We start from the raw sequence: 21,964 nt of genomic DNA, 5'->3' as shown, positions 1-21,964 counted from the left end.
TGAATCATCGGGAAAAATTATCTATAAAATGTCGGCTACATCGAATACCTGGACCCGCGAAACCGCGCAGGCACTTCACGACCTGCCGCTGATGGATCTTCTGTACCGGGCCCAGACGGTCCACCGCGAGAATTTCGACCCCAACAAGGTGCAAATGTCCCGATTGCTGTCGATCAAGACAGGCGGCTGTGCCGAGGATTGCGCCTATTGTTCGCAATCCGCGCGCAATGGCTCCAAGCTCAGCGCGTCGAAACTGATCGAGGTCGAACGTGTTCTGAGCGAGGCGCGCAAAGCCGCCGCCGCCGGGTCAACCCGGTTCTGCATGGGGGCCGCCTGGCGCGAACCCAAGGCGCGCGACATGGACGCGCTGGTGGCGATGATCCAGGGCGTAAAAGACATGGGCATGGAAACCTGCATGACCCTGGGCATGCTGGATGACACCCAGGTCGTGCAACTGCGCGACGCTGGCCTGGATTACTACAACCACAATATCGACACCTCGGAACGCTATTACCCCGAGGTCATCACCACCCGGACCTTCGCCGACCGGATCGACACGCTGAACCGCGTGCGCGAGGCCGGGATGAAGGTCTGTTCGGGCGGTATTCTGGGCATGGGCGAAAACGGCGAGGATCGCATCGACATGCTGGTCACGCTGGCCAACCTGCCCGAAGCGCCGGATTCGGTGCCGATCAACATGCTGATGCCGCAGGCCGATACGCCCTTGGCGGATGCCAAACCGGTCGATCCGATCGACTTTGTGCGCATAATCGCGCTTGCCCGGATCATGATGCCCAAATCCCATGTGCGCCTGTCTGCCGGGCGCAGCGACATGAGCGATGAAATGCAAGCCATGTGCTTTTTCGCCGGCGCAAACTCGATCTTTGCAGGTGACACGCTGCTGACGGCGGAAAACCCCGAGGAAAGCAGCGATGCCAAGCTGTTCGCCAAGCTTGGCATCCAGCCGATGGAGCCCGAGACAGAGGCGCGCCTGGACGCTGCCGAATGACGGCAACCGCAAGGTTGACGCGGGCACTTGAGGCGCTGGAAGCCCGTCACCGGCGGCGGCGTCTTGCGCCGCGTCAGGGGGTGGATTTCGCATCCAATGACTATCTGGGCCTTGCCTCTGCACCCTGCATGGCTGCTGCCGCGCAGGATGCCCTGGATCGCAAGGTGCCGTTCGGGTCTGGCGGCTCGCGCCTGTTGCGGGGCAACCACCCCGAGCATGAGGCGCTGGAGGCCGAGGCCGCCGCGTTCTTTGGGGCCGAAGCCGCGTTGTTCATGGGGGGCGGTTTTCAGGCGAACCAGGCGATTTTCTCGACGCTTCCGGCGGCCGGAGACCTTGTTCTGCTTGACGCCCTGGTGCATGCCAGCGCGCATGAAGGCATGCGGCTGGGTCGCGCTGAAACGCGGGAATTTGCCCATAACGACGCGATGGACGCAGGCCGCGTGCTTGCCGATTGGCGCGCCGCGGGCAATACCGGGCAGGTCTGGATTGCGGTCGAAAGCGTCTATTCGATGGAAGGCGACCTTGCCCCCCTGTCGGAACTTGCCGATCTGGCCCGCGCCCATGATGCCGTTCTGGTCGTGGACGAGGCGCATGCCACCGGCGTGTTCGGCCCGCAAGGGCAGGGGCTGGCCCACGGGTTGAATGCGGATGTCCTGACATTGCACACATGTGGCAAGGGGCTGGGGGCCAGCGGGGGCCTTGTCTGCGGCGCGGCCCCCATGATCGAAACGCTGATCAACCGGGCTCGCCCGTTCATTTTTGCCACAGCACCCGCCCCGTTTACCGCCGCCCTGGTCCGTGCCGCGCTGCGCGCCTTGCAGGCCGATCCCGGCCTGACACACGACGCGCGGGATCGCATGGCCCACGCCCATGCCGAGGCGCAGCGACTGTGTGGGCTGACCGGATTTAATTCGCAGATATTGCCAGTGGTGATCGGCGCTGATGAACCCACGATGTCGCATGCCGCAGCGTTGCAGCAACAAGGGTTCGACATCCGCGGTATCCGCCCGCCCACGGTGCCACGCGGAACCTCGCGGCTGCGTGTTTCGATTACCGGGAACGTGACGAATGAGGACATCACCACGCTGTTTCAGGCCATGGCCCGCCAGATACCGGATTTGACATGAGCACAGTGATCGTTACCGGAACGGATACCGGAATTGGCAAGACCGTGTTTTCAGCAGGGCTGACCGCGGCGCTTGGTGCGCAATACTGGAAACCCGTCCAGTCCGGTCTGGAAGACGCCACCGACAGCCAGATCGTCGCCGCCCTGTCCGGCCAGCCGGTTCTGCCCGAAACCTACCTGCTTGATCTGCCCGCCTCACCGCATTTGTCGGCCGAGGATATGGGCATCGAGATTGATCTGACCCGCCTTGCGCTGCCACAGGTCCAGGGGCCGCTGGTGGTCGAAGGCGCAGGGGGTTTGATGGTTCCGCTGACGCGCAGGGCTTATTTCCTTGACCTGTTCGCCCAGTGGCAAAAGCCCGTTATCCTTGTGGCCCGGACCCTTCTTGGAACGATCAATCACACGACCCTGTCGCTGATGGCCTTGCGCAACGCGGGCTGTCCGGTGGTCGGGGTGGTCTTTTCGGGCCCGCCCGAACCGGCGGTCGAAGAGACCATCACCCAAATGTCCGATGTCGCGCATCTGGGGCGGTTGGACTGGATCGATGACCTGAACCGCGAAACGCTTGCGACCGCGTTCCAATCGATCGACATGGACCGGATAAGGAGCGCCCTATGACGCCGCTGGAGTTTGATGCGCGCCACCTGTGGCATCCCTATACCAACGTCGCCGACCCCGGACCGATGCACCTGATCGACCGGGCCGAAGGCGTGTATCTGTTTCGCGAAGATGGCGCGCGCATGATCGACGCGATGTCGTCATGGTGGTGCGCCATTCACGGGCATCGGCACCCGGCGATTACCGCTGCGATGCAACAGCAGCTGAACCACATGCCGCATGTCATGTTCGGCGGGTTGACCCACAAACCGGCGATTGAGTTGGGGCGGAAAATGGTCTCGATGCTGCCGCAGGGGCTGGACCGGATATTCTATTGCGACAGCGGCTCGGTTTCGATCGAGGTCGCCATGAAGATGGCGGTTCAGTACCAGATGGCCCATGCGCGCACCGGCAAGGTCGAGTTCGCCACGATCCGCGGCGGTTACCATGGTGACACCTGGAAAGCGATGAGCGTCTGCGACCCCGTAACAGGCATGCACGGTCTGTTCCGCGGGGCACTGTCGATCCAGCATTTCCTGCCCCGGCCCAAAATCCGCCTGCATGATGACTGGCCCGATGATGACACGCAGAACGGGCTGGCCGACCTTGCGCAGCTGCTTGAGGCCAAGGGCGACCGGATTGCCGCGCTTGTGCTGGAACCCGTGGTGCAAGGCACTGGCGGGATGTATTTTTATCACCCGAACTGGCTGCGCGCGGCCAAGGCCCTGTGCGATGCCCATGACGTTCTGGTCATCTTCGACGAGATCGCCACCGGGTTTGGCCGGACCGGCCGCCTGTTCGCCATGGACCACGTCGGGTTCACCCCCGATATCCTGTGCCTGGGCAAGGCGCTGACCGGCGGGCATATCTCGTTCGCGGCCACCGTGACCAGCCAACGGGTCGCGCGTGGCATCGGCGAGAGCGAGGCCGGGGTATTCATGCACGGCCCGACCTATATGGCCAACCCGCTGGCCTGTCGGGCCGGAACGGCCAGCCTGACCTTGTTGGAGGATGGCAGTTGGCAACAGCGCGTGGCCGCGATTGAGGCCCAGATGAAGGCCGAGCTGGAACCCGCGCGGAAATTTTCCGGGGTCGTGGATGTGCGCGTTCTGGGCGCAATCGGCGTGATCGAGATGGCCGAACCGGTTGATCCCCGCATCGCCCATGGACGGGCCCCGCAAACCGGCGTCTGGTTGCGGCCTTTCGCGCGCAATATCTATTGCATGCCGCCCTATGTGATATCGCCGGATGAGCTGACCCGTGTCACCGCCGCGATGGTTGATCTCGCGCGGGACAGCGGATGAGAAAGCTCTGGCTGGACCGGCAAGGCGGCGCCGATCTGACGCTGGTATTCGGCGGTTGGGGCCTGGGGCCTGCGCCGTTTGCCGCGCTGGCCGGGGCTGGCGACGTTCTTTTTGTCGACGATTACCGCGATATATCTGACCCGTTGCCGGAAATCAGAGCCTATGGGCGGGTAAGTTTGCTGGCCTATTCCTTCGGCGTGGCCTCGGCGGCACATTGGATGGCCGGGGCAGGGGTCACGCCCCGGCAGAGCGTTGCGGTCAATGGCACGCTGTTTCCGGCTGATGAGTGGCGCGGGATCGCACCTGACATCGTCGCGGCCACAGCTGACGGGCTGACCCCGGCCAGCTTTGCTCGGTTCTGCCGCCGCGCCGGTCTGTCGGGCCCGCCGCCCGAATTGGATATAGCGGCGGCCCAGGCCCAGCTGCGCGCCATTGCCGACCGGGGTCCGGCGCCAGATACAAGGTTTGACCGCATCTGGATTTCGACCCGTGACAGGATTATTCCGGCAGCGGCCCAGGAAACCGCCTGGGCAGGGCAATCGGGGGCCGTCCGCCGTCTGGATGCGCCCCATGTGCCCTTTGCCGATGGCCAAAGCTGGAAAGGATGGTTTGCATGAATGCAATGGTCCCGGATCGGGTCGAGCGCAGCTTTAGCCGCAGCTTTCACAGCTATCACGATGCCGCCGGGCCGCAGGCGGGCATCGCCGCGCAGCTGGCCGCGCGGCTTGGGGAACTGGGCGCGCCTGACGCGTTTGAAACCCTGTTCGAAATCGGTTGCGGAACCGGGCATTTGACTGCCGCCTTGCAGGCGCGTTTTGACATAGGCTCTGCCACGCTGAACGACCTGATGCCACAAGCGGTCGAAACGGCTCGCGCCTGGAACGCCGATTTTCTTGTTGGCGATATCCGGGCGGTTGATTGGCCCAGGAACCCCGACCTGATTGCGTCGACCTCGACCATTCAGTGGCTGGATGACCCCCGTGAGATGGTTCAGCGTGCGGCGCGGGCGCTTGCACCGGGCGGGTGGCTGGCCATTTCGGGTTTCGGGCGCGACCAGTTTGCCGAATTGCGCGACTTGGGCTCGGAGTCCGCCGCGCCCGGGCTTTGCGCACCAGAAGACCTGGCAGAGGCGCTTGAACACGGGGGTCGCGACGCGGTCGAGGTTCTGGACCTCTGGCAGGAACGCCACCGCCTTTGGTTCCGGTCGCCGCCCGACGTGTTGCGCCATTTGCGCGAAACCGGCGTCAATGGGCGCGCCGGGCATGTGTGGACGCGGGCCACCCTGGCGGCGTTCTGCGATGGCTATACCCGTGCGTTTGCCACGGACAAGGGCGTGCCGCTGACCTATCATCCGATTTGGATCATCGCCCGCCGGCGTGCCTGACGGCCAACAGGTCGCAGGGCACAACGCTACACCCGCGCCGCATCTGGTGATAGGTCTGGCACGGGGGGAAGGCACGATTTGGACATAACCGAACAACGCATCAAGGCAATGACGACCGCCGGTCTGAACCTGATCGGGCAGGCCTTGTCGATCTATGACAGCGAATTGCGGCTGGTCGTCAGCAACCTGCGGTTTCAGGAGATGTTCGATCTGCCGGACCACCTTGTGCAACCCGGCGCGCTGTTTCGGGACACGATCCGGTTCCTGGCCATGCGGGGCGAGTACGGGCCGGACAAGGATTTCGAGCAAATGGTGTCCGACAGGGTGGAACAAGCCCTGGCGTTCGAACCCCACTACATGGAGCGCGTGCGCCCCAATGGCCAGGTGATCTCGATCGAAGGGGCGCCGCTGCCCACAGGTGGGTGGGTTGCGGTCTATACCGATATTACCGGCACGCGCCGGGTCGAAGACCTGCTGCGCGCGCGGTCCAAGGAACTGTCCGGGCAATTGCTGAGCCACGCCGAAGAGCTTTCGGCGACCAACCGCAAGCTGGCCGCGACGATCACCGCGCTGGAAGAGGCCAAGCGGCAATTGACCGAGATCGAGGCCCGCACCCGCATGACAACCGAGATGATGCCGGCCCATATCGCGCATCTGGATATCGACGGGCGCTATGATTACTCCAATCGCCGGTTAAGCTCGGTGCTGCCGGGCAGGCCATCCGATATCGTGGGTCTGCACATGTCCGAGGCGCTGGGTGCATCGGTCTTTGCGCGGGTCAAACCCCACCTTGAACAGGCCTATGATGGCAAGCCTTCCGTCTTTGAATTCACCGAAGACCAGGATTCGCGGCGGATCCGCGCCTCGTTCACCCCTGATGAGGCGGGCGGTGTCTATGTCATGTCCGTGGACATCACCGAGGAAACCCAAGCCCGCGTTGCGTTGCAACAGACCCGGCGGCGGGCCATGGCCGCGCAGATGACCAGCGGGCTTGCGCATGACTTTTCCAACCTTCTGACCATCATCCTGGGGATGCAGGCCAAGCTTGAGAAAATGGATCTGTCGGAAGAGGCGACCGAACTTGTGACCGCGACCCAGCAGACTGCGCGCCGCGGCGGGCAATTGCTGAACCGGATCGCCGACATGACCGGCAACCGTACCCCACAGCCACAGGCAACCGATATGCGCGGCCTGCTTGAGGATCTGCGCATACTTGCTTCGCCTTCCTTGCCGCGTGGTGTCGGTTTGTCGGTGGTAAGCACCTTGCCCGATGTGGCACTGATGCTGGACCCCGGAATGGTTCAGGACGCATTGTTGAACCTGATCCTGAACGCGCGCGACGCCTGCGGGACGTCGGGCCAGATCACCATAAGCACCCATGCGGTCGGCACGATCTGGGTCGAGATTACGGTGTCGGATACGGGGCCGGGGTTCTCGGCCGATGCGCTGGACAAGGCATTGAACCCCTTTTTCACCACAAAGGGCAGCAAGGGGTCGGGGCTGGGGCTGCCGATGGTCTATGACACGGTCAAGCTTGCCGGCGGGGACCTGAACCTGCGCAACACACCTTCGGGGGCCTCGGTGGTGTTGCGCCTGCCATACCGGCCCGCGCCTCCGGTTCAGACCGGTCTGGTGCTGCTGGTCGAGGATAACGACGATCTGCGCAGCCAGTTCCGGGATATGCTGGTCGATCTGAAATTCACCGTGATCGAGGCAACCTCGGCCGACGAAGCCTCGGCGCTTGCGGCGAATGTCAGCGATATATCGTTGGTCCTGTCCGATATCCGGCTTGAGGGGGCGGCGACGGGGATTGACCTGTTGGGGCGCCTGCCCGAAGGGCTGCCGTGCATCCTGATGACGTCGCTGCGACATGGCGATCCGCTGTTTCGCGATGCGCTGGCCCTTGCGCCGGTCCTGCGCAAGCCGTTTACTCGCGCGCAACTATCCGCGTTGATCTGTTCCAGGGCTCCTTCATGACGCACCCATTGGTAACCATCCTTGACGACGAGCCCGAGATTCGGAGAATCCTCACCGATGCCCTGGAAGATGCCGGGTTCCGGACGCAAAGCTTTTCGCGCGCCCGGGAATTCGAAGCCTCGCTGAAACGGGTGACGCCGGATGTCTGTCTTGTGGACCTGTCGCTGCCTGATACGGATGGGCTGGCCCTGGTTCATCGCCTGGCGCTGGAACAGGGGGCGGCCGTGATCATCATCTCGGGGCGGGCGCAGGTTCAGGACCGTGTGACCGGGCTGGAACTGGGTGCCGATGACTATATCACTAAACCCTTTGACCCGGTCGAAGTTGTCGCGCGGGTCCGGGCGCGGCTGCGCGCCCCCAAAACCCAGGGCAGCTTTTCCGATACGGCCGATTTTAACGGCTGGACCGCGTATTTTGACCGCTATGTCCTTGAGGATGACACAGGCAACCAAACCCCGTTCAGCCATGCCGAGGGCGAGGTCCTGCGGCTGTTTCTTGAAAGCCCGAAACGCCTGATCAGCCGCGCCCAGATGCAGGAAACCTTGGGCGGGGCAGCCGGGGAAAGCTTTGACCGTGCCATGGATGTGCGGATTTCGCGCCTGCGCACCAAATTGGGCGAAGACCCCAAGAACCCGCGGCTGATCAAGACGATTTACGGGGCGGGGTATATTTTCCTGGGGGACGTCGCGTGGCGACAATGACCGGCAATCCGCCGCTGATCCGGTGCGGCGCTGGGGTGATTTTCCATGCGAACGCGGCATTTATGGCGCATAGCTCTGGAATCTTTGGCCGGTCAGGCATAACTAGGCCCAACCCTGTTTTCTTGACATGCCTAGGCATCCACCGGTGTCCGGCGGGGCGGCTGGCATGACCTTGACTGACGACAATATGACCGAGTTTCGGAGAATGAGATGATCAGGAGATCCTGGCGCAAGTGGCGAAGCGGCAATATCGGCCGCCTGGTGGGCGATAGTCTGCGCAGCCAGGGGTGGCTGTATGGCGTCGCGATGGGGGCCATGATCATCGTCGCCGTGACAACGGCCGGAACGGCCTGGATGATGGAAAGCATCATCAACACCATGACGGACCCCGACATGCGGTCCCAGGTGTACGTGGTTGCACTTGTTGTGGTTGGCCTTTTCGGGGTCAAGGCCTCGGCCTCTTATGTTCAGACCGTTTTCCTGGCGCGGGCGGGGAACCGTATCATCGCGGTGCAACAGGAAAAGGTTTATAAAAAGCTGCTCAAGCGCGGTGTCGCCTTCTTTGCGCAGACGGAATCGTCGAACCTGCTGATGCGCGTGACCAAAGGGGCCCAGTCGGCACGGCGCCTGGTCGATGTGATTGTCACGACATTTGTTCGTGACGCGCTGACACTGGTCGGGCTCGTCTTTGTGATGATCTATCAGCAACCGCTTTTGTCGGTGATGTTTTTCGTCGTCGGGCCGGTCGCCCTTTATACGGTGCGTTACCTGTTAAAGGCCGTTCGGGCCATCATGCAGTCGGAACTCAAGTCGCTGTCCGAAATCATCAAGGTGATGCAAGAGACATCGAACGGGATCAAGGTGATCAAGGTGTTCGCGCTTGAAGACCGGATGGCCGATCGCATGAACAGCGCGATCAAAACGGTCGAGAAACGCGCCAACTCCATCGCGAAATTGCAGGCAGTTGCCAGCCCGATGATGGAATTTCTCGCCGGGCTTGCTGTGGCTGGCGTGCTGGTCGTCAGCACCATGGGCATCGCGGGCAGCGAACCCACGTCGGCGGGACAGCTGATGTCCTTTATCACGGCGCTTTTGATGGCATATGAGCCCGCCAAGCGCCTGTCACGCACCCGCGTCGCAATCGAGGCGGCCATGATCCCGGTCGAGCTGATGTTCGAACTTCTGGATCAAGAAGATCCCATGCGCGAAATATCAGAGCCCAAGGAATTGACCTCGGGTCCGGGGGAAATCCGTCTCAAGGACGTGACATTCGGATACCAGGGGGCAATGCCCGTCATCCAGGACATGAACCTTACCTTCGAGGCCGGCAAGACCACGGCGTTGGTTGGGCAGTCCGGTGGCGGCAAGTCGACGCTGTTTGGCCTGATCATGCGGTTTTATGACCCCGACACTGGCTGTGTCGAAATCGACGGCCAGGATCTGACCGAAGTCAGCTTTGCATCCCTGCGCCGCAAGATCTCTTATGTGGGGCAGGACACGTTTCTGTTTTCGACGACCGTCATGGAGAACCTGCGTTACGCGCGCCCGGATGCAACGGACGACGAGGTCAAAGAGGCGGCGCGCGCCGCACATGCGCATGACTTCATCTCGGGTCTGCCACAGGGGTACGATACCGAGGTCGGCGAGAATGGCGCGTTCCTGTCCGGCGGTCAGAAACAGCGTCTGGCCATCGCTCGGGCAATTCTGCGCAAGGCCGAAATATTACTGCTGGACGAAGCAACCAGTGCGCTGGACGCCCAATCCGAGGCCTATGTGAAAGAAGCCCTGGACAGGTTGACCAAAAACGTCACGACCATTGTGATCGCGCACCGTTTGTCGACCGTTCTGGAAGCGGACCGTATCATGGTCGTCCAGGATGGCCGGGTCATCGAACAGGGTAACCTGGACGAGCTGCTGGAAAATAACGGCAGTTTCCGGCGGCTGTTTGACCAGCAGTTCAAGACACCGGCCGCCTGACCGCAGGATTGCGTCGCTCCGCGGCGCAGGTGCAGTGGGCCAGGTTTCACGCGGTGCCCAGCCGACGGCGACCCCTGGCACTGCCCTGAACCCAAGTCGGGTTCGCCACGGCCCGACCTTGGCCGAGTTGTGCCCAACCGATTGGTTCGGCGGCGGGGGGGCTTAGTCGCGCAGCGCGCGGTTTTTGATCTTGAGAACCGGGTTGATCAGGTAATCCAGAACCGTCTTGCGGCCCGCAAGAATGTCAACTTCGGTGATCATTCCGGGAATGATCTCGACCGCGGTGCCGCCTGCGTCCAGCATGGTGTCCGAGGTCCGAATTTCGACCACGAATACCTCTTCATCATCCCGTTCCGACCGGGTGATCGTGTCGGCCCCAATGCGGATGATTTCACCGTCCAGGCTGCCATATCGGGAAAAGTCATAAGCCGTTATCTTGACCTTTACAGATTGCCCCGCATGCAGAAATGCAATGTCATCCGGCCTGACATAGGCCTCGACCAGCAAAGTGCCCCCCAGGGGGACGATTTCGACCAACTCTTCGCCGCTGCGCGCCAGCCCGCCCACGGTCGAGCGATGCAGCCGGTTGACAATACCCCGCACCGGGGCCCGGACCTGCGCGCGCGCGGCCCGCTCGCGCAGGGCGGGCAATGCAGGTTGCAGGGCCGCCAGTTCCGCGGTGGCCAGGGCAAGGTCGGTCAGCGCCGCGCTTTGAAATCGGCTTTGCGCGGCCCGGATGCGATCGTCGATTTCATCCAGCCCGGATTTCAACCGGTGCGACACGGCCTCGGCGCGGGTTTTGCGCCCCATCCATTCGGCTTCGCTGCGCCGCAGGGCCAGCAGCGTGGTAACCGGCTCCATCCGGCGTTCCACCAGCGGGGCCATCATGTCCCGTTCTTCCGCAAGAACCTTGAGCGTTTCAACGGCGGTGACGTGATCGACCATTCCTTCTTCGTATTCACGCTGCTTTTGTTGCCGCTGCCGCTCGAGTATGGCGATTTCGGCCTGCAATTCGGCCTGTCGGCCCTGATACAGCGCCGTTTCCGAACGCACGACATCGGGCGCGCCGCGCATCAGGTCCGCCGTAAAGGACAGGTTCACGCCGTCGATTTCGGCCTGCAAGCGCTGCATCCGGGCCATCAGCCCATAAGCACGTTGTTGTTCCTGGCTCAGCGCACTGTCGAATTGGGTGGCATCAAATTCCATCAACAGGGCGCCTTTTTCGACAACCTGCCCTTCGCGCGCGTGCAGCGCCTGAAGGATGCCGGGTTCCGTCGCCTCGATCACCTGGACATCCCCGGAAGGAACGATGCGCCCATCGACGCGGACCACATCATCCAGTTCCGTGTGTTGTGCCCATAGCACGGCCGTCGCCAGGCAGCACAGGATCAAGATCAAAAGCAAGGACCCCCTAAACCGGGTGCCGCCGCGCATTTCGCGGGCCAGAGTTGCCAGGTCAGGATGCCGCGACATTCAGATGCCTCCCGGAGGTTTTGGCCTGGCGATGAAGCAGACCCTTGGGCCCGTCCGCGCCGATTTTGCCGTCTTCGATAACAATGATCCGGTCAACCAGTTCAAGAAGGCTGGTGCGGTGCGTTACAACGACCATGGTTGTATCCTGCGATGCCTCTTTCAGGCGCCTGATGACTTCGGCTTCGCTTTGGACGTCCATCGCGCTTGTCGGTTCGTCCAACAGCAGGACCGGTGGGTGGCCCACCAGCGCCCGCGCCAGGGTTATTGCCTGCCGCTGACCGCCCGACAAACCCTCGCCCCGTTCGCCCAGGTGCAAATCATAACCGTTAGGATGGCGGGCGACGAAATCCTCGACCCCGGCGATACGCCCGGCCTGGACAAGGTCGGCGTCGCGCGGACGGGCACCCCCGCTAAGAATATTTTCGCGGACCGTTCCCGAAAACAACCAGACCTCTTGCAGAACCGAGCCGATATTGCGGCGCAAATCGCCCGGATCGATCTGCCGGATATTCAGCCCATCCATCATGACCGAACCGACGCGCGGTTGGTAAAGACCCAGGATAAGCCGTGCGATCGTGCTTTTGCCGGACCCGATCTGCCCAAGAATCGCGACTTTTTCGCCGGGGTTGATGGTAAAGGTGACGCCTTTCAGCGCGTCTTCCTCTTGGTCGGGATATGCGAAATGGACATTGTTGAATGCGATCCGCCCCTCAAGCTGATGCCTGTTGACCCAGCTGCGCCCATCGGGGCGTTCGCTTTCGGCTTTCATCAGGGCATCGAGGTTTCGATAAGCGCTTCGGGCCTGATTGACGCGGGTCAGCGTCTGCGCGAGCTGCCCCAAGGGCGCCAGCGCACGCCCCGTTAGCATGACCGAGGCCACCAACGCGCCCATGCTGGCCAACCCGTCCGAAATCAGAAAGACGCCATAAAAGACGATCAGGACCTGTGCGGCCTGCTGCGTTAGCCCGGTCAGGTTCAGCGCAAATTGGGTGATGGCCCGACTGCGGGCCCCATGTTCGGACTGCCCGTCGATCGCCTCGGCCCAGCGGGTGCGCATTTGCCTGGCAGCCGCGGTCGTTTTGATCGTTTCCAAGCCGCTCATGGTTTCGACCAGAACCGATTGCTTGGATTGATTGTCGTTAAAGCTCTGATCGGCCAGGCGGGCCAGAAAGGGCTGAACCGCAATGCCGGTCAACAGGACAATCGGGACCGCCAGGGCGGGGATCACTGCAAGCGGACCGCCAACCATGTAGATCGTAAAGATAAACAGTCCGATAAACGGCAGGTCCACCACCGCCACCAGCGTGGCAGACGTAAAAAACTCGCGCAGTACCTCGAATTCGCGGACCGTGCCCGCCATCGCCCCAGTGGACCCGGTCCGCGACTTCATTCGGATATTCAGCAGGTGATCGAAAATCCTGCGCCCCATGAACCCGTCGGCCTTTTGACCGGCCCGGTCTATGAAACCTGCGCGCAGGATCTTCAGCAGAAAGTCGAAGACCAGGGCCAGGCCGACCCCTGCGGTCAGCGCAATCAGCGATTCCGTGGCTTCGTTCGGCAAGACCCTGTCATATACGACCATTATGAACACCGAGGTCGACAGACCCAGCAAATTGGCCAGCGCGGCCGCCATTGCCACTTGCAGATAGGCCCATCGGTTGATGGCCAAAGCCGACCAGAACCAATGGCCGGCCTGCGCGCGGCCATCCTGCGCGGGTGCGTCGCGGTATTCGCGCCGAAACAGGATCGCGAACCCGGTATAGGCGTCGGTCAGGGCATTTTGCGGCAACTCGCCAACTGTTTCGTCAATCTCGGGGTCGAAAATCAGCAAATTGCCATTTTGGGACCGCCCGAGATACACGACCGCCCTGTCATTTTCCAGCAGCAGGATAGCCGGAGCAAGGCGGGGATCGAACGCGCCCAGTCGATGCGCGCCAAACGCGGCCTGCATCCCGGCCCGCTGGGCCGCCTGTATCGCGTCCCGCACAGTCAGCGCACCGGATGGTCCGCTTTGAACCGCATGCAGCGCGGCAAGCGTCATGGGGCGGTCCAGTACGCGTGCAACGTGAAGCATACAGGCTTCCAATGCGGAAAGGTCTGGTTCGCTTGGCCTTGTGTCCTGCTTCGTCATTGCCCACGCCCCGGACGATCCAGAACAATCCCGAACAGGTCCAGAATATCGCCTGTCAGGCTAAGGGCCGCATAGTTGGTCAGAAAGAAATTCTGCTCGGCCAGGATAAGCCGTTCCTGTGCGTTTACATAATCCCTTTGCGCATCCAGAATCTCGATCAGGCTGCTGCGGCCAATTGCGAACTGCTCTTGCGTGGCAGAAACGCTTTGCGCATTGGCCTGGGCTGCCGCTTTCGCTTCACGCAGACGCTGGGCGCCCGCTTTCTGGTCAGAGCGGACGAAATCCAGCTCTCGTTTTATTTCACGGATGAGCGTATCGCGTGCAAACTCGGACCGCTTTACCTCGGCCTCGGCCGCCGCAATCGACGCCTTGCGCTTGCCGGTGCTGTCAATTTCGTAATCAACCGACAAGTCGACACCGAAATTGGCATCGCGGTTGGTATCCTGGTTGGCAAAGGCGGAAACCCGCACATCCGGCTGACGGCGCGCCAGGGCCGCTGTTCTTTCGGCCCTTGCCGCCACGACGGCCGCTTCGGCCTGTCGGACTTGGGGGCTGTCCATCACGATTTGCGTATCGCTGCGGGCAAGCGCCGGGGCGGCAACCGGGCTGGGAAGATTTCCAGGGTCACTTCCGAAAACTTCGCGGAAACGTGCCTCGGCCCGGTCAACCTGTGCTCGGGCATCTGCATGGCGCGTGCGGGCATCGGCCATACGCGACCGTGCCGTCAGGACATCCGCATTCGACCCGGCCCCCCCGGCGGCACGGTCTGCGATCTGTGCTTCGATCATCGCGTGCGTTTCGACATTCTGCCGGGCTATTTCGCGGATTTTTCTGCGGTCCAGAACCAGAATGTAAGTCTCAACAGCCGCGAGCGCTGTTGCGGCGGCAGTGTGCAGCTGCTCGCCGCGGCTTTCCAGGACACGGGCCTTGGCTGCCCCGAGGGTACCGGCCGCCGCACCGCCATCATAGACAAGCTGCGATACGCGCAAATAGGGCGAGGTATCGGCAATATCCGAATCCACCCGTTCGGACCGCGCATTCAGGCCCAGCGAAACCTCGGGCAGGAAGGCGCCTTTGGCGGCCTGTTGTCGGGCATTGGCAATTTCTATGCCTGCGTTGCTTTGCGCCAGGTTCGGGCTGGTCAGCACCGCAGTGCGCACACGCTGCCCAAAGCTGCTTTGCGTCAGGCTCTTGGACGGTTGCACTGCCCCGGCCCCGGTTGTTCCTTCGGCAAATGACGCGCTGACCGTGACCAGGTCGGGGGCCGGTTCGCATCCGGCCATCCAGATACAGGTCAGGAACCCGGCCAGCAAGCGTGCGGATTTGTCAAACAGCCGCATGCGCAATCTCCGACCGGGGGTTGAGAACGGCGATGCCCTCTTGCTGGTCGCCAGCCATTTTTGACAGCAGATTGCGCACAGCAGGGCTGATTTCCTTTCGTGGCCCGGTGGCTTGCGTGCCGGTTGCCCGTTGGACTTGCAGCAGCCAGCGGAAATGCGACATCGAAACCTGGTGGGCATGGATCAGCTGCAAGGCGCCGCTGTTCAGCAAAAGCGACCTTTGGGCCGCAGGCAGCTTTTCAAGGCGCGCCACATCGATTGTACTGAGCCCGCCCGGCAGGTGATGTCCTTCTACTGGACCTGGCGGCTGGAACAGTCCGGTCTGTTCGATAAGGGCGCAGACTGCCTCGGTCTTTGCCGCGTCTTTGTGACGGCGAGAAAGAAATTCATGCGCGGATCGAACGTCCGGCGCGAACCCTTTGTTTCTTGTGAAGAACGGCATGTCCTGCGGGTCATCGGTGACAAAACCCGTCGCCTCGTCCACCATCAGCTGGACATGGCCGGAAACATCGCTTTGCCCCGCGTAGAATGGAAAGCACCGCAGTTCTGACGGAACATAGCTGGCCAGCCAATGCCCTGTCGGTGACACGAATGGGTTCGACCGTTCCCGTGCAACCGAAAACAGCGCAACCGGCGTCGACCTGGACCCATCCCTGCGAAAAACAATCGGAAAGGCCGCGGCAATCTGCATGATCTCGGAAAACACAATCGTGCATTCGCTGCGTTCGGCCGCAAAACTGTACGATGTGAACCGCCGCCAAAACCGTTGGCCGTGCCTGCCATGGCTGACCGGAACCAAACCTTTCTGTTCCATTCTTTCCCCCATTTGTTGCGTTGCAAATTTCAGGATCAGACCGACGCCCCGGTCGGATCGGTATGGAGAACATTGTCGGCATGCAGGTCGCTGAGGTCGCTCAGCCCTGAGAACTGCGCGACGCTTTCCACGCTGGCTGTGTTTGGGTTTGCAAAGGAAACCTTTACCAGCAGGCTGTCCGAGCCGTCCGATGCAAGCATGTAGATTTCATCTCCGGTTTGGGCGCCACTCAGGCTTTCGGCCGCCTGGGCAAGGGTGCCGGCGTCAAGATCTGCCAGAATAGAGGTCAATCCGACAAAGCCGGTATCGGTGTCGATTGCATCGCCAACCCCCAGCTTTTCAAAACCAACCCCGGTCCCGCGCAGCGTTGACACATCCAGCCCGCTGAACAGGATCGCATCCGAGATATCGGTTGCGGCGCCCAGCGTGAAACCCGTGATAATGTCCACTCCGTTGTCCCCAGGGTCGGCTTCGAAGACGACGGAATCGCGTCCGCCGCTGTCAAGGTCGATGATGTCGTTGCCATCCCCGCCGCGGATCATGTCATCGACATCTGTCGCGGTCAGGGTATCCGCGCCGTCTGTTCCCATTTGCCAGGTGGTCGGGCCGCCATCCGGTGTGGTGATGGTCAGCAGGACCGGCTGTCCCGGATCCTGGATGGACATGGTGAATGTGACCACGGGTTCAGAGATATCGCTGAACGACGTTGCCGCCCCCGCAAAACTGACCGCGGATCCGCTGATCTGGTTGGCCAGGAACAGGTCAAAGTCGTCATTCTCGGCGTCTGACCCGGTATCGTATGTGATGACCGAGGGATCAAAACCCAATTCGGCTGTCACTGCCAGCCCGCCAGAAGTATCGCGATCTGCCGCCGCGTGAATTTCGAATGTTACCGTCGATCCGCTGCGGCCAATTTCGGTAATGGTATATGCGGCGGGAATGTGGGCGGTGGCCTGGTCCGAGACCGGGTCCGGGTCGGGCCCGCCCACTACTGTTGCCTGGGCGGTGAAATTGATGGCATCCCCTGCGTCAAGCGCAACAAATGCCGGGGATGATACCGCAAGGCTCCAGGTTCCGTCCGAACCCACCGTTGCGCTGCCGACCAGGACGCTGTTGAGCGTGATTGCCACCGCCTGACCGGTGCTCAGCCCGTAGGACGTTCCGGATACCGTATACCCGCCTGCCTGTGCATCCTCCAGCGAGATGCTGTCGTTTGTACCCACGTCATCCATCGCCAGCACAGGGCGGAAATTGGTGGTAAAAGTCGCTGTCGCATCCGGTGCCGGGTTGCCCGAAGTATCGGCGACCGAGGCGGTGACCACATAGCCGGTGCTGTCGGTCAGCGCCGCCAGGTCAGTGCTGGATACTGTCGCGGACCAGGTTCCGCCCGATACAGAGGCCGTGTAGATGTTTCCGCCAAGGCTGACCGAGACGGTTTGGCCGTCTTCGGCCGTTGTCGTCCCCGAAATCGTAAGGTTGCTGTCCTTTTCGATGACATCAAGCACCGATCCGATGGGCAAGGCATTCATGGTGAGGCTTGGTGCGGTGAAGTCCGTGGAAAAGCCGGCAGAGGCCGTGGCACTGTTGCCCGCGGCATCCGCGATTGCCGCGTTCACTGAATAGACCTCGTCATCTGACAAACCGGCAATCGAAGCCGCCGACGCCGTGTATGTCCATGCCCCGCCGGTAACCACGGTCGAGCCGCTGACATCGACCGTGCCATCCGCGCGCGCTATCTCGATCGTGACGATGGTTCCGTCGGCGGCATCGGACGTGCCCGAAACCGTCAGGTCAGTGCCCTGTTCCGCGGCGTTCATCACGCTGCCATCTGACAGGGCCGATATCGAAAGGCTTGGTGCCGTGAAATCGGTGTCAAAGCTGGAGGTTGCCGGAACCGCGGGGTTGCCCGCTGCGTCTGCGACATTCGCAGTGACCGCGAAGGTTGACGCATCGGCGAGAGCGGCCACATCGCTTGCAGGGGCGGTAACGCTCCAACTTCCACTGGTGGCCGAAGCCGTGTAGGTCAGACCGTTCAGCGTAACACTTACGACCTGTCCGTCCTCGGCGGTTGTTGATCCGGTGATGGTCAGGTCACCGCCCTGTTCCGCGGCGTTCATTATTGCGCCGGTTGAAATGCCATCAATGCTCAGTGCCGGTGGGGTTGCGTCTTTGGACAGGGCGACGCCCGCCTGCGGCGCAACCAGCCCGTCGGCATCGGTAACATCGGCGGTAACGGTGAAGTCTCTGCCATCGGTCAAAGCCGCCAGGTCGGCGGTCGGAACAGTGACTGACCACGCCCCGCCTGCAACCGCGGCGGTATAGGTCAGACCGTTCAGCATAACGCTAACGATCTGGCCGTCGGTTACATGGTCTGTTGTCCCCGAAATCGTCAGGTCTGATGCTGCTTCAGCGGCATTCAGAACCGCGCCGACCGGCAGGGCGTCGATGGCGATAGAGGGGCCCGTCAGGTCCACCGGAACGGATGCGGTAATCGGTGTTGCCGGATTGCCTGCCGCGTCGCTGACCGATGCGCTGACCGAGACCGGCGTGCCAGTTGCCAACCCCGACAGGTCTGCGACCGGCACCGTAACGCTCCAACTGCCACCTGTGGCCGCCCCTGTATATGACTGACCGGCAAAGACAACCGTGACGACCTGGCCGTCTTCGGCGGTCGTGGTCCCGGTCAGAACCAGATCCGAGGTCACGTCGATCAGTTCGATGGACTCTCCGGCAACCGGGTTCAGCGTGACATCGGGGGCCGAAAAATCAGTGTCAAAGCTGCTGGTTGCCTGTGGTGCAGGGTTGCCGGCCCTGTCGTTTACGTCAGCCGAGACCGAAATTGTCGATCCATCTGCCAGGGCCGCCAGATCCGCGGCCGGAATGTCCACGGTCCATTGTCCGCCTGACACTTTGCCGGTGTAGGCCTGCCCGTTGAGCATCACGGTCACGGTCTGTCCGTTTTCCGCATCCGACGTGCCCGAAACGGCTAGGTCGGTGCCTTGTTCCGCCGCGTTCATCACGGCCCCGTCCGAAAACCCGGTGATCGCAATGTTGGGTGGGACGGTATCGACCGAGAATTTCGCGGTTTCCACCGAGATTTCGGCGCCACCCGCATCCAGATTGCGGATTGTGACGGTCGTCTTGCCCTGTGGCAATCCGGCGGCTTCGGCGGGTGTCAGCGTCAGGCTCCAGCTGCCGTCGGCTGCCGGTACGACCGTTTTGGTCACCGATCCAATCGTAACCTCGACCGAGGCGGTCCCGTCCGGTGCCGAATGTCTGGCGCTGACGCTGCTGAGCCCGCCCGACTGGGCGCTTGCCAGGTTCAGGCCGGGCAGGGATTGCGTGGTGACGTCTTCGGCAGCGTCATCACCCCCGCCGCCGCCACCGCCCGCCGCGGCCGCGCCGGCCAGGCCGACACCGCCCAGAACTGCGCCCGCACTGCCAGCGCCACCAGCCGCCGCGCCGCCTGCTTCGGCCGCGAGCGCAAATTGCGAGATTTCGGCCGCGGCCGCGTCGGCGATCATCACCGCACCATTGGGCAGAATACGCACATTCTCGGCGGCGACCACCGCGCTGCGCCCGTCCGCCAGTTTCAGCAGAACGTCACCATTGGGCAACAGTTTGGCCGACTGCACACCGGGAATGGCATCGGCAAACTGATAGGCATCCAGCTCGGCATCCGTGGCCTGCGCCAGAACCGGCAGCGCCAGCAGCGTCGAACCCAACCCGCCTGCGACCCCGCGGCCGGCCCATTTCCCGACCTTTCGTGCAAGCCAGTTGCGAACATGCTGCCCACGCCCAGTGTCAGGCCGGTTTTCGAGTGTCTGGGGGTCGCCCGGAACGGTTTCTTTCGTCATCTTGCCCTCACAATCCGCGGTCACGAACATCCCGGCGACAGTCCGGCATATGCCGAAACCGGTTCATCGAACTTGCCAGGAAATGTCGCATGCGATCGGTCCTGAAAAATTGAGTTAAACTGGTCCCGAAATCCTCGTTTTCACCACATTGTTGCTTTCGTTTCGGACCGGGCAGCGGGTCATTCTGCAGACATTGCCAGGGGTGGCATGGGGGCGAATGAATGTGATGCTTCGGTTCGAAAGAGTGGTGGCAACGGGGAACCCGGCGCTCGATTCAGGTATCGGCGATACGGCTTTAAAAACGCTTAACGGTGAAACGTATCTGTATGGCGCGACCGGTCCGGGTGGGGGGCTTGCGGTTTGGAAGCTGGTCGATGATGCGGCGCCGGTGTTGCAGGACACACAGTTTTTCAGCAATACGATTAGCCTTGAGGTGGGTGACAGTGTCGTGCCGGTCACGCTGGCGGGTCAGGATCACCTGGTTCTGGATGTCGATAACGCAACGGGGCTGGTCAGCTATCAGCTGAACGGCGACGGAACGCTTGACGGGCTTGTGGAAACCGGAAACCTGACTGGCGGCGGCAACCTTGGGGCCATGACCCAACTGGCGGCCGGGGGTCTTGATTTTCTGGCCGTCGCGCATGAAGCGACGGGTCAGATCGGCACCTATCAGGTAGGCACCGATGGCAGCCTGACCCTGGCCGGATTGGTGACCGGGCAGGCCAGCGCCATGACCAGCCTGCAATCGGGGTCAGACCGGTTTCTGGCCACGGTCGACGCGGCCAGCAGCTCTGTCGCCGTTTACATGGTCGACCCTGTCGACGGGACCCTGGGCCTAGTCGACACCGCGGCCGCCATCCAGACATTGGGTATCGCCGCCCCCACGGGTATCGAATCCATCCAGGCGTTCGGGCAATCGTGGTTGATTGTTGCCGGGGCCGAAAGCAACTCGATAAGTGTTCTGAAGCTGGGCCCGGACGGGCACCTGACGCCGACCGATCACGTTCTTGATTCGCGCCATACCCGGTTCGAGGCCGTGCAGGATGTTTCCGTGGTCGAGATCTCGGGCCAGGTATTCGTCGTGGCAGGCGGCGGCGATGACGGGGTCAGCCTGTTCAGCCTGACCGCCAACGGCAAGCTGGTCCACCGGGACAGCTTTGCCGATACGCTGTCCAGTGGCCTGCAAAACGTCGAGACATTGGCAACCGCCCACCTGGGCGACACGCTGCAGATCTTTGCCTCGGCGCAAGAGGACGCGGGCCTGACACAGCTGACCGTGTCGCTTGAGACACTGGGCGTGGTGGCCGAGGGTTTTGGCACCGTCACAGGGACCGCGGGCGACGACATGCTGACCGGTGGTATTCTGGATACGGTCCTGTTGGCCGGGGCTGGCGATGATATTCTGGTGTCCGGGACCGGCACGGCCACGATGACCGGCGGGGCAGGGACCGACATATTTGTCATGCGCTATGGCAGCGGGACGACGACCATCACGGATTTCGAGGTTGGTTCCGACCGGCTGGACCTGTTTGATTTCCCGATGCTGCGCAATCCGGGGCAATTGACAGTCTCATCCACTGCACTGGGGGCGGAAATTTCCTATCTGGATGCAACCGTTGTGCTGGTTTCCGCCGCAGGCGCCCCCCTGAGCAGCACGGATATATTCGGGAGCGAATTCGGAGGGCCGGATCATATACCAGTGGATTTCTCAGCAATCATCGGCAGCCCGGCCTCGCCAGGTGTGGCCGGTCCGGTCACGGTGGATTCGGGCGACGCCAACCCGGCCCTTTCGAATGCAGAGGTTACCTTTTCCCCCGATGGCGGAGCGCCCATTACGGTTCAGGCTGACGCAGATGGGCGATTTGACCTTGGGTTGCCCGGCGGCAGTTTTGCCGGGGATTTGGACATCACCAAGGGCTATTCGACGGCCAGCGGACAGATCACCGCTTTGGATGCTTTGCAGGTGCTTCGTATCTCGGTGGGGCTGGACCCGACCTGGGGGCCTGCTGCGGCCGAAAACCTCATCGCTGCGGATATCACGCGGGACGGAACCGTGAACGCGCTGGACGCGCTTTCGATTTTGCAGGTTGCGGTCGGTCTGCCATCCATTGGCGAGGCTGAATGGGTCTTTCTGGATGATGAGGCCGATTTATCGGCGGTCACAAGGACCAATGTCGATTATCAGACCGGCACCACGGTGACGGCGGTTGACGGGCATATTGCGGCAGACATGACCGCCATTCTGTTGGGCAATCTCGAAGCCGTCTGATCAGG

The 21,964-nt window shown here is 62.1% G+C and carries 15 protein-coding genes; 10 read left to right on the top strand and 5 right to left on the bottom strand.

Translation table 11 applies throughout. From position 1 onward, the window contains the following. Window positions 1-28: 28 nt before the first annotated feature. The 9 genes from bioB (at window position 29) to ACXAG8_RS08885 (ending at window position 10,075) form a co-directional block, all read left to right on the top strand. Window positions 29-1,009, top strand: coding sequence for a biotin synthase BioB (gene bioB, locus ACXAG8_RS08925; RefSeq protein ID WP_475223508.1), 981 nt, complete (start codon window positions 29-31; stop codon window positions 1,007-1,009). After that, window positions 1,006-2,136: an aminotransferase class I/II-fold pyridoxal phosphate-dependent enzyme gene (locus ACXAG8_RS08920; RefSeq protein WP_475223507.1), complete on the top strand. Its 1,131-nt coding sequence runs from the start codon at window positions 1,006-1,008 to the stop codon at window positions 2,134-2,136. The genes bioB and ACXAG8_RS08920 overlap by 4 nt, the downstream gene beginning before the upstream one ends. Further along, complete coding sequence (gene bioD, locus ACXAG8_RS08915) at window positions 2,133-2,753, top strand: dethiobiotin synthase (protein WP_475223506.1); 621 nt, start codon at window positions 2,133-2,135, stop codon at window positions 2,751-2,753. The genes ACXAG8_RS08920 and bioD overlap by 4 nt, the downstream gene beginning before the upstream one ends. Beyond that, window positions 2,750-4,036: an adenosylmethionine--8-amino-7-oxononanoate transaminase gene (gene bioA / locus ACXAG8_RS08910; protein WP_475223505.1), complete on the top strand. Its 1,287-nt coding sequence runs from the start codon at window positions 2,750-2,752 to the stop codon at window positions 4,034-4,036. Before bioD ends, bioA begins: the two co-directional genes overlap by 4 nt. Further along, on the top strand, window positions 4,033-4,653 hold the full coding sequence (locus tag ACXAG8_RS08905) for a pimeloyl-ACP methyl esterase BioG family protein (protein WP_475223504.1): 621 nt from the start codon (window positions 4,033-4,035) through the stop codon (window positions 4,651-4,653). The genes bioA and ACXAG8_RS08905 overlap by 4 nt, the downstream gene beginning before the upstream one ends. Beyond that, window positions 4,650-5,420 (top strand): methyltransferase domain-containing protein, encoded by a 771-nt coding sequence (locus tag ACXAG8_RS08900; protein ID WP_475223503.1) that lies wholly within the window; start codon window positions 4,650-4,652, stop codon window positions 5,418-5,420. The genes ACXAG8_RS08905 and ACXAG8_RS08900 overlap by 4 nt, the downstream gene beginning before the upstream one ends. A gap of 108 nt (window positions 5,421-5,528) precedes the next feature. Further along, window positions 5,529-7,397 (top strand): PAS-domain containing protein, encoded by a 1,869-nt coding sequence (locus ACXAG8_RS08895; protein ID WP_475223502.1) that lies wholly within the window; start codon window positions 5,529-5,531, stop codon window positions 7,395-7,397. Continuing rightward, window positions 7,394-8,098, top strand: a complete 705-nt coding sequence (locus ACXAG8_RS08890) for a response regulator transcription factor (RefSeq protein ID WP_475223501.1) — start codon at window positions 7,394-7,396, stop codon at window positions 8,096-8,098. Before ACXAG8_RS08895 ends, ACXAG8_RS08890 begins: the two co-directional genes overlap by 4 nt. A 210-nt stretch (window positions 8,099-8,308) precedes the next feature. Further along, the gene (locus tag ACXAG8_RS08885; RefSeq protein WP_475223500.1) at window positions 8,309-10,075 is read left to right on the top strand and encodes an ABC transporter ATP-binding protein; all 1,767 of its coding nucleotides are present in this window, start codon (window positions 8,309-8,311) and stop codon (window positions 10,073-10,075) included. 162 nt (window positions 10,076-10,237) lie between these two features. Here the strand turns inward: ACXAG8_RS08885 and ACXAG8_RS08880 are convergent, their stop codons facing one another. Genes ACXAG8_RS08880 through ACXAG8_RS08860 form a run of 5 tightly spaced genes read right to left on the bottom strand, consistent with a single transcriptional unit; the run spans window position 10,238 to window position 19,690 of the window. Beyond that, on the bottom strand, window positions 10,238-11,548 hold the full coding sequence (locus ACXAG8_RS08880; RefSeq protein WP_475223499.1) for an HlyD family type I secretion periplasmic adaptor subunit: 1,311 nt from the start codon (window positions 11,546-11,548) through the stop codon (window positions 10,238-10,240). After that, the gene (locus ACXAG8_RS08875; RefSeq protein WP_475223498.1) at window positions 11,532-13,622 is read right to left on the bottom strand and encodes a type I secretion system permease/ATPase; all 2,091 of its coding nucleotides are present in this window, start codon (window positions 13,620-13,622) and stop codon (window positions 11,532-11,534) included. Before ACXAG8_RS08875 ends, ACXAG8_RS08880 begins: the two co-directional genes overlap by 17 nt. 53 nt (window positions 13,623-13,675) lie before the next feature. Further along, the gene (locus ACXAG8_RS08870; protein WP_475223497.1) at window positions 13,676-15,019 is read right to left on the bottom strand and encodes a TolC family protein; all 1,344 of its coding nucleotides are present in this window, start codon (window positions 15,017-15,019) and stop codon (window positions 13,676-13,678) included. Further along, the gene (locus ACXAG8_RS08865) at window positions 15,006-15,833 is read right to left on the bottom strand and encodes a SapC family protein (RefSeq protein WP_475223496.1); all 828 of its coding nucleotides are present in this window, start codon (window positions 15,831-15,833) and stop codon (window positions 15,006-15,008) included. Before ACXAG8_RS08865 ends, ACXAG8_RS08870 begins: the two co-directional genes overlap by 14 nt. 35 nt (window positions 15,834-15,868) lie before the next feature. Continuing rightward, entirely contained in the window at window positions 15,869-19,690 is a 3,822-nt protein-coding gene (locus ACXAG8_RS08860) for a beta strand repeat-containing protein (protein ID WP_475223495.1), read from the bottom strand. Between the two features lie 217 nt (window positions 19,691-19,907). On the opposite strand from ACXAG8_RS08860, the gene ACXAG8_RS08855 reads away from it, so the two are divergent. Beyond that, window positions 19,908-21,959 (top strand): dockerin type I domain-containing protein, encoded by a 2,052-nt coding sequence (locus ACXAG8_RS08855; protein WP_475223494.1) that lies wholly within the window; start codon window positions 19,908-19,910, stop codon window positions 21,957-21,959. Window positions 21,960-21,964: the final 5 nt, after the last annotated feature.

The organism is Ruegeria sp. ABD4_443 (assembly GCF_056160865.1).
The sequence above is the reverse complement of the archived record's forward strand: the minus strand, read 5'-3'. Positions and strand labels throughout refer to the sequence as shown.